At 71.8% G+C, this 8196-nt stretch carries 7 protein-coding genes; 6 read left to right on the forward strand and 1 reads right to left on the reverse strand.

Annotated features, from left to right (window positions below; translation table 11 throughout):
• Positions 1-96: 96 nt before the first annotated feature.
• The gene (locus ACFU7Y_RS34630; protein ID WP_224280335.1) at positions 97-327 is read right to left on the reverse strand and encodes a hypothetical protein; all 231 of its coding nucleotides are present in this window, start codon (positions 325-327) and stop codon (positions 97-99) included.
• Between the two features lie 537 nt (positions 328-864).
• On the opposite strand from ACFU7Y_RS34630, the gene ACFU7Y_RS34635 reads away from it, so the two are divergent.
• The 6 genes from ACFU7Y_RS34635 (at position 865) to ACFU7Y_RS34660 (ending at position 8174) form a co-directional block, all read left to right on the forward strand.
• Positions 865-2976 (forward strand): type IIA DNA topoisomerase subunit B, encoded by a 2112-nt coding sequence (locus ACFU7Y_RS34635; RefSeq protein WP_224280336.1) that lies wholly within the window; start codon positions 865-867, stop codon positions 2974-2976.
• Positions 2977-3130: 154 nt separating this feature from the next.
• Positions 3131-3616 carry a CcdC protein domain-containing protein gene (locus ACFU7Y_RS34640; protein ID WP_224280338.1) on the forward strand — a complete coding sequence of 162 codons (486 nt, stop codon included), beginning with the start codon at positions 3131-3133 and terminating at the stop codon, positions 3614-3616.
• Between the two features lie 116 nt (positions 3617-3732).
• Entirely contained in the window at positions 3733-4866 is a 1134-nt protein-coding gene (locus ACFU7Y_RS34645) for a sensor histidine kinase (protein WP_380770741.1), read from the forward strand.
• A 94-nt stretch (positions 4867-4960) separates the two neighbouring features.
• Positions 4961-5656 carry a response regulator transcription factor gene (locus tag ACFU7Y_RS34650; RefSeq protein WP_224280340.1) on the forward strand — a complete coding sequence of 232 codons (696 nt, stop codon included), beginning with the start codon at positions 4961-4963 and terminating at the stop codon, positions 5654-5656.
• 320 nt (positions 5657-5976) lie between these two features.
• Complete coding sequence (locus tag ACFU7Y_RS34655) at positions 5977-6408, forward strand: DUF485 domain-containing protein (RefSeq protein ID WP_224280342.1); 432 nt, start codon at positions 5977-5979, stop codon at positions 6406-6408.
• Positions 6405-8174 carry a cation acetate symporter gene (locus ACFU7Y_RS34660; protein ID WP_380770739.1) on the forward strand — a complete coding sequence of 590 codons (1770 nt, stop codon included), beginning with the start codon at positions 6405-6407 and terminating at the stop codon, positions 8172-8174. The genes ACFU7Y_RS34655 and ACFU7Y_RS34660 overlap by 4 nt, the downstream gene beginning before the upstream one ends.
• The last annotated feature ends 22 nt before the right edge of the window (positions 8175-8196 follow it).

An 8196-nucleotide genomic window follows, 5' to 3' on the forward strand; every position in this document is an offset into this window, starting at 1 on the left:
CCGGACCCCGAAGGGGTCGGTCGCCCGGCTCACCGGTCGCGCACGGTGCACGGCCGGACACAGCTCGACGCCGACTGCTGGTTTTGGCGCCCGGGATCAGCGCTCGTCGTCGGCGGCCGTGGCCGTAGTCGTGGTGAGACGGCCGCTCTCGTCCTGTATCTCCACGGCGATCTTCTTGAGCTCGGGCTCGAACTTCCGGCCGTGGTGGGCGCAGAAGAGCAGCTCTCCGCCGCTGGCGAGTACGACGCGCAGGTAGGCCTGGGCGCCGCAGCGGTCGCAGCGGTCAGCCGCGGTGAGCGGGCTCGCAGGGGTCAGAACAGTAGTCACGTCGCCTCTTCTCTAGCTCGACGAGCTGTCGTACCAGGGTCAACATCCAACCAGGCCGAAAACGTTCCCGCTCGTGGCTTTTCTTCTCTGAGGATTCTGCTGTGTTGATGAGGACGTGCCCCGGGCGTCGGTGGTTCATGCGTGCCGAATCCCGGGATCCGCCCATCGCTCGAACGCCCGATCGGGATCGGGTGCGAGGTCCGCGTAGCATAATCCTCTGCCGGGTTGGAGCATAAGCCCCGTCCCGGGCCCCGGTAGCCTGCATAACGGCAGTTCCGGAGCCTGTGCCGGGCCCCACGATCCGCCAGGACCGGTGGTACCGGGAGGAGATGGCGCCCCCGGGCCCGTACCCGCGTGCGGTGCTTGTTCGCGCAGCGCGTACAAGCTGCGCGGGGCCGGCCCGTCGTGCTGTGCACCCCGCGCAGGTGCTCGGGCACGCAGGGCGACGGATGTCGGTGCGGCGTGCTGCACTGGCGTTTGGTCCGGATGCGTCCGGATGTGACCGATGAGACAGAACTTCACCGAGGAGAGTGCCGCGTGAGTGCCGAAACGACCGTGCCGTCCGCGCTGCTGGCCGGCGACGACGGTTCCAACTACACCGCGCGGCACCTGCTCGTCCTGGAGGGCCTGGAGGCGGTCCGCAAGCGCCCCGGCATGTACATCGGCTCGACCGACAGCCGCGGTCTGATGCACTGCCTCTGGGAGATCATCGACAACTCCGTCGACGAGGCGCTGGGCGGTTACTGCGACCGCATCGAGGTCCTGCTGCACCCCGACTCCTCGGTTGAGGTCCGGGACAACGGGCGCGGCATCCCGGTCGACGTCGAGCCCAAGACCGGGCTGTCCGGCGTCGAGGTCGTGATGACCAAGCTGCACGCGGGCGGCAAGTTCGGCGGCGGCTCCTACGCGGCCTCCGGCGGTCTGCACGGCGTCGGCGCCTCGGTCGTCAACGCGCTCTCCGCCCGCCTCGACGTCGAGGTCGACCGCGGCGGGCACACCCACGCGATCAGTTTCCGCCGCGGCACCCCCGGCATCTTCACCGAGACCAGCCCGGACGCGCCCTTCGAGCCGGGCAACGGCCTGACCAGGGCCCGCAAGGTGCCGAAGACCCGCACCGGCACCCGCATCCGCTACTGGGCCGACCGGCAGATCTTCCTCAAGGACGCCAAGCTCTCCCTGGAGACGCTGCACAGCCGCGCCCGGCAGACCGCCTTCCTGGTCCCCGGCCTGACCATCGTGGTGCGTGACGAGCGTCTCACCGAGAGCGAGCAGGTCGAGGAGTCGGTCTTCCACTACGACGGCGGCATCGCCGAGTTCTGCGAGTTCCTGGCCCCCGACAAGCCGGTCTGCGACGTGCTGCGGCTGCATGGCGAGGGCACCTTCAAGGAGACCGTGCCGGTCCTGGACGACCTCGGCCACATGACCCCCACCGAGGTCACCCGCCACCTCGGCGTGGACATCGCGCTGCGCTGGGGCACCGGCTACGACACCACCCTGCGCTCCTTCGTCAACATCATCGCCACCCCCAAGGGAGGCACCCACGTCACCGGCTTCGAGCGCTCGCTGGCCAAGACGGTCAACGAGGCGCTGCGGGCGAGCAAGCTGCTGCGCGTCGCCGAGGACGACATCACCAAGGACGACGCCACCGAGGGCCTCACCGCGGTGGTCACCGTCCGGCTCGCCGAGCCGCAGTTCGAGGGTCAGACCAAGGAGGTGCTCGGCACCTCGGCGGCCAACCGGATCGTCGCCGCCGTCGTCGCGAAGGAGCTCAAGGCCTTCCTCACCTCGGCCAAGAAGGACCAGAAGCTCCAGGCCCGGGCCGTGTTGGAGAAGGTCGTCGCGGCCGCCCGCACCCGGGTCGCCGCCCGGCAGCACAAGGAGGCCCAGCGCCGCAAGACCGCGCTGGAGACCAGCTCGCTGCCCGCCAAGCTGGCCGACTGCCGCAGTGACGACGTCGACCGCAGCGAACTGTTCATCGTCGAGGGCGACTCCGCGCTCGGCACCGCCAAGCTCGCCCGCAACTCCGAGTTCCAGGCACTGCTGCCGATCCGCGGCAAGATCCTGAACGTGCAGAAGGCCTCGGTGAGCGACATGCTCAAGAACGCCGAGTGCGCCGCGATCATCCAGGTGATAGGGGCCGGCTCCGGCCGCACCTTCGACATCGACCAGGCCCGCTACGGCCGGGTCATCTTCATGGCCGACGCCGACGTCGACGGCTCGCACATCCGCACCCTGCTGCTCACCCTCTTCCACCGCTACATGCGGCCGATGGTCGAGCAGGGCCGGGTCTTCGCCGCCGTGCCGCCGCTGCACCGGATCGAGCTCACCAACCCCAAGCGCGGCCAGGAAAAGTACCACTACACCTACTCCGACGCCGAACTGCGCTCCACCCTGCTGGAGTTCCAGCGCAAGAACATGCGCTGGAAGGAGCCGGTGCAGCGCTACAAGGGTCTGGGCGAGATGGACGCCGACCAGCTGGCCGAGACCACCATGGACCCGCGCCACCGCACGCTGCGCCGGATCAACCTGGGCGACCTGGAGCAGGCCGAGAAGATCTTCGACCTGCTGATGGGCAACGACGTCGCCCCGCGCAAGGAGTTCATCGTCGACTCGGCGGCCACCCTGGACCGCTCGCGCATCGACGCCTGACGCACTCCCGTTCGCCGCGTCCTCCACCCACGGGTGGAGGACGCGGCGTTTCCGTTCCACCCGAGGTCCACCCCGGCTCCGATCAGCGGGAAGCGGTGCGTCCGTAGCGTCGGAGAGGTCAGCAACACGCCTCTCGTCGGGACGGAGAAGTCCGATGACCGCCCTCGCCAACCTGCTCGTGATCGCCGTTGTGGTGGTCCTGGTGGTCCAGCGCCAGATGCGGGCCCAGCGCCTGGACACCGAGCGCCGCTTCTGGCTGCTGCCGCTGGTCCTGGGCGCGCTCGCGCTGCGGGACCCGCAGATCATCGACCGTCAGCACACCGTGCTGTCGACGGTCCTGCTGGCCGCCGGGCTGGTCGCGGTGCTCGGGATGGGCTCGGTCTGGGGCTGGACGGTACGGCTCTGGCGGTCCCCGGACGGCTCGGTCATGGCCAGGGGGACCAAGGCCACGGTGGCCGCCTGGATCGGGATGATCGCCGTCCGGCTCGGCCTGTACGGGATCGGCACGGCGCTGCACGTCCACCAGTCCGGCAGCTCCCTGATGCTCGGCATGGCGGTCCTGCTGCTGGTCCGCTCGCTCGTGGTGAACTGGAGGGCCGGGAGGCTGGAGCCCGCGCCGCCCACCGCCGTACTGCACTGACCTGCACGGATCCGCCGCCGTACCGCCCCGACCCACCGCCCTGACCCACCGCTGTGAGCACCGAGGAGGCACCCGTGGCCGGGTGGTACTGGACCCGCTGGCCGTCCCGCGAGGGGATGGACCGCGAGGCCGAGAGCCGGCCGCGGCGGGTCCTCACCCTGCTCGGCCGGACCGTGCTGCTGGTCACCGTCGTCTGGGGGACCCTCGCCGCCGGCAGGTTCGCCGGCTGGGCGGCGGTGGCCGCCGCGGCCGGACTGGCCGCCGCCGTCGGGCTCTGCGCGGCCTTTCTGCGCGCCACCCGGGAGCAGCGCCCGCTGCCCGCGTACCTGCTGGCCTGCGCGGTGCTCGGCGCCGCCTGGCTGGCCGACACGGGCCAGGCGACCCTGCTCGCCGACGTGCTCTGGTACGGCCTGGCGGTGATGGCCCTGGTCCGGATGCCGCTCGCGCCCGGGCTGATCACGGCGGCGGCCGCGCTGGCCTCGTACGCGGCGGTCACCACGTCGAGCTGGCTCAGCATCGCGGCCACCGTCGGCGGGATCACCCTGCTCGGCTACCTGCTGCGGCTGGACGTCGAGGCACGCGCCACCTCCCGCCGGCTGCTCGCCCAGGAACGGGCGGCCCGGGCCGCCGAAGCGGAGAGCGCCGCGCTCGCCGAACGGGCCAGGATCGCCCGGGAGATCCACGACGTGCTCGCCCACAGCCTCTCCGCGCAGCTCGTCCACCTGGAGGCGGCCCGGCTGATGCTGGACGCAGGGACGGACCGCGAGCAGATCCGTGAACGGGTCGTCGCCGCTCGGCGGATGGCGCAGGACGGGCTGGCCGAGACCCGGCAGGCGCTGTCCGCGCTGCGCGGGGAGCTCACCCCGGTCGGGGAGTTCCTGGTCGAGCTGACCGGGCGGGAGCGGGCCGCCCTCACCGTCGTCGGAACGCCCCGGCCGCTCGCCGTCGAGGCCGCCCTCGCGGTACGGCGCACCGCGCAGGAGGCGGTGACCAACGTCCGCAAGCACGCGGCCGGCGCCCGCTGCTCCGTCGAGCTGCGTTACCAGGACGGAGCGGTGGAGCTGGAGGTGCGCAACACCCGGCCGCCGCGCGGCCGATCCGCAGGTGAGCTGGCGCCGGGGGCACTGGCCGCCAGCGGCAGCGGGTACGGTCTGCTGGGAATGCGCGAACGCGCGGAGCTGCTCGGCGGCACGCTGGTGGCGGGCCCGGAGGACGGAGGGTGGCGCGTGGTGCTGCGGGTGCCGGCATGAGTGAGCGCGGCGAGGTCATCATCGGAGGGTGTGCGTTTCGCGAAGCGGCTTTCGAGCGCAGCGAAGCGGCTTTCGAGCGCAGCGAGGTGGGCGCATGAGCGGTCCGGAGGTGACCAGGGTGCTGGTCGCGGACGACCAGACGGTGGTGCGCGAGGGCATCGTGATGCTGCTGGGGCTGCTGCCCGGCATCGAGGTGGTCGGTGCGGCGGGGGACGGGGAGGAGGCCGTCGCCCTGGTGGAGCGTCATCACCCGGACGTGGTGCTGATGGATCTGCGGATGCCGCGTTGCGACGGCGTCGAGGCGACCAGGCGGATCCGTGCGGCGCACCCGGAGACCGAGGTCGTGGTGCTCACCACCTACGCCGACGACGACTCGCTGTTCCCGGCGCTCCAGGCCGGCGCGCGCGGCTACCTCACCAAGGACGCCGGCGCCGAGGAGATCGCCAGGGCCGTCGCGGACGTCCGCTCGGGCGCCGCCGGGCTCTCCCCGCAGGTCCAACTCCGCTTGCTGGAAAGGCTTTCGGAGCAGAACGGCCGCTCTGGACCGGCCGCCGATCGGCCCGCCGCCCGGCCAGGGGAGCTGCCCGACGGGCTGACCGCCCGGGAGGCCGAGGTGCTGGCGCTGATCGCCGAGGGGCTGTCCAACGCCGAGATCGCCCAGCGGCTGTTCGTCAGCCAGGCCACCGTGAAGACCCACATCAACAATCTGTTCGCCAAGACCGCGGTGCGGGACCGGGCGCAGGCGGTCGCGTACGCCTTCCGATACGGAATCACTGGGACGCAGCAGTAGTCCGATGAGTGTCTGTCGGATGATCGATCACCTCATCGAGTGAACGTATCTGCGATGGTCAGGGGGGCTGTCCTGGGGCCGCCATCATGGTTCGGGTCAGAACATCCGGCCGTCCAGGAGCAGCAGTGCCACAGCAGCAGACGAGCAGTCCCGGTCCGGGACAGCAATTCGACTGGTGGGCCGCTCCGGCCGCCGGCATCCCCGTTGAGTCCGCCGAGCCATCGGCTGCGCACCGCCGAACGGCGGTACCGGCGCAGTCGGGCCCCGTCCGTACGGACCACGCCCGTACGGACCGGCCGACAGAGGCCGTCGTCGGGCCAGTGGCCGTCGGCGAACCGGTCCACGGGGCCGCCGTCGAGCCGTTCGCCCAGACCACCCCAGCCGACCCCGAGGCCCCGGCCGCACCAGGCGCGCCACTGGACGAGGAGCCGGTCGCCGACCGCACCGAGGTCTACCGGGCGGTCCAGGCGAGCGCGACGTTCCGTCAGATCCGCCGCAGCTACCGGACATTCGTCTTCCCGATCACCGGCGCCTTCCTCGCCTGGTACCTGCTGTTCGTCGCCGCCCAGGCCGGTGCCCCCGACCTGATGCGCAGGACGGTGGCCGGTCCGCTCAACGTGGCCTGGCTGCTGGGGCTGCTGCAGTTCGCCTCGACCTTCCTGCTCACCTGGCTCTACGCCCGCAACTCCCGGACCAAGCGCGACCGCGCCGCCCTGGGTCTGCGCTGGGACACCCAGGACCAACTGCGATGACAACCTTGATGCTCACCCTGCCCACCGACGTGGCGAAGGCCGCGGTGCAGACCGTGGTGACGACCGCCACCCCGCCGCCCGTCGCCCCCGCCGGCGACCACCACTCGCTCGCCATCGCGCTGTTCGCCGTCGTCGTCCTGGTCACCCTCGGGGTCACCCTCTGGGTCGGCCGCCAGGGCAACGCCGCCGAGGACTTCTTCGCCGGCGGCCGCGACTTCACCCCGCTGCAGAACGGCTTCGCGCTCTCCGGTGACTACCTCTCCGCCGCCTCCTTCCTGGGTGTCGCCGGGCTGATCGCGCTGTACGGATACGACGGCGTGCTCTACAGCATCGGCTTCCTGGTCGCCTGGCTGGTGGTGCTGATGCTGGTCGCCGAACTCGTCCGCAACGCCGGCCGGTACACCCTCGCCGACGTGCTCGCGCTGCGGCTGCGTCGCCGCAAGGTGCGCGCCGCGGCCGGCGGCGCCAGCGTCGTGGTCACCCTGCTCTACCTGGTCGCCCAGATGGTCGGCGCCGGTTCGCTGGTCGCCCTGCTGCTCGGCACCGGCAGCCCGCACGCCCGCACCTGGACCATCATCGCGGTCGGCGCCCTGATGATCGTCTACGTCACCATCGGCGGGATGCGGGCCACCACCTGGATCCAGATCATCAAGGCCTTCCTGCTGACCGGCGGTTCGGTGCTGCTCACCGTGCTGCTGGTGGTCCGCTTCCACGGGGACCTCGGCGAGCTGATGCGCCAGGCCGCCCAGCACAGCGGCGCCGGGCACCGCTACCTGGAGCCCGGGCTCAAGTACGGCGGCAGCATCACCAGCCGGCTGGACTTCGTCAGCCTCGGCCTCGGCCTGGTGCTCGGCACCGCGGGCCTGCCGCACATCCTGTCCCGCTTCTACACCGTGCCCACCGCGCGGGCCGCCCGCCGCTCCACGATGTGGGCGATCGGCCTGGTCGGCAGCTTCTACCTGATGGCCATCGTGCTCGGCCTCGGCGCCACCGCGCTGATCGGCTCGGCCGAGGTGCGGCACGCCAACTCGGCCGGGAACACCGCTGTTCCGCTGCTCGCCCTGATGCTCGGCGGCGGCAACGGCAGCACCGGCGGGGTGGTGCTGTTCGCACTGATCTCGGCGATCGCCTTCGCGACCATCCTCGCCGTGGTCGCCGGGCTGACCCTGGCCTCCTCGGCGGCCTTCGCCCACGACATCTGGGCCGGCGCCTGGCGCGCCCGGCCGGGGCAGGTGCAGACGAAGCAGGGCCGCGGTCGGCGCCGTCGGGGCGAGGCCGTCCCGGCCTCCCGGTCGGAGGAGTCGACGTCCGAGGTCAGCGAGCAGCAGGAGGTGGTGGTCGCCCGGATCGCCGCCGCCGGGATCGGGGCGACGGCGATCGTGATCAGCCTCTTCGCCCAGCACCTGAACGTCGCCTTCCTGGTCGGCCTGGCCTTCGCCGTCGCCGCCTCCTCCAACCTGCCGGTGCTGCTGTACAGCCTGTTCTGGTCGCGGTTCACCGTCCGTGGCGCGGTCTGGGCGGTGTACGGCGGGCTGATCCCGGCGATCGTGCTGGTGTTCTTCTCTCCGGTGGTGTCCGGCTCCGCCGAGGCGCTCTTCCCCGGCCTCGACTTCCACTGGTTCCCGCTGGAGAACCCGGGCATCGTCTCCATCCCGCTCGGCTTCCTGGCGGGCTGGGTCGGGACGGTCACCTCGGCCGAGCCGACCGATCCGGACCGGTTCGCCGAGCTGGAGGTGCGTTCCCTCACCGGTGCGGGCGCGGCCTGAGCCGTCGCGCCCGGGGAACCCC

Origin of the sequence: Kitasatospora sp. NPDC057542 (assembly GCF_042801945.1) — a bacterium.
Lineage (GTDB): Bacteria > Actinomycetota > Actinomycetes > Streptomycetales > Streptomycetaceae > Kitasatospora.

Excerpts from the sequence above, each read along its gene's own strand:
- ACFU7Y_RS34640 (WP_224280338.1), top strand. The coding sequence starts at position 3,131 with ATGACCGCCCTCGCCAACCTGCTCGTGATCGCCGTTGTGGTGGTCCTG.
- ACFU7Y_RS34645 (WP_380770741.1), top strand. The coding sequence starts at position 3,733 with ATGGACCGCGAGGCCGAGAGCCGGCCGCGGCGGGTCCTCACCCTGCTC.
- ACFU7Y_RS34650 (WP_224280340.1), top strand. The coding sequence starts at position 4,961 with ATGAGCGGTCCGGAGGTGACCAGGGTGCTGGTCGCGGACGACCAGACG.
- ACFU7Y_RS34660 (WP_380770739.1), top strand. The coding sequence starts at position 6,405 with ATGACAACCTTGATGCTCACCCTGCCCACCGACGTGGCGAAGGCCGCG.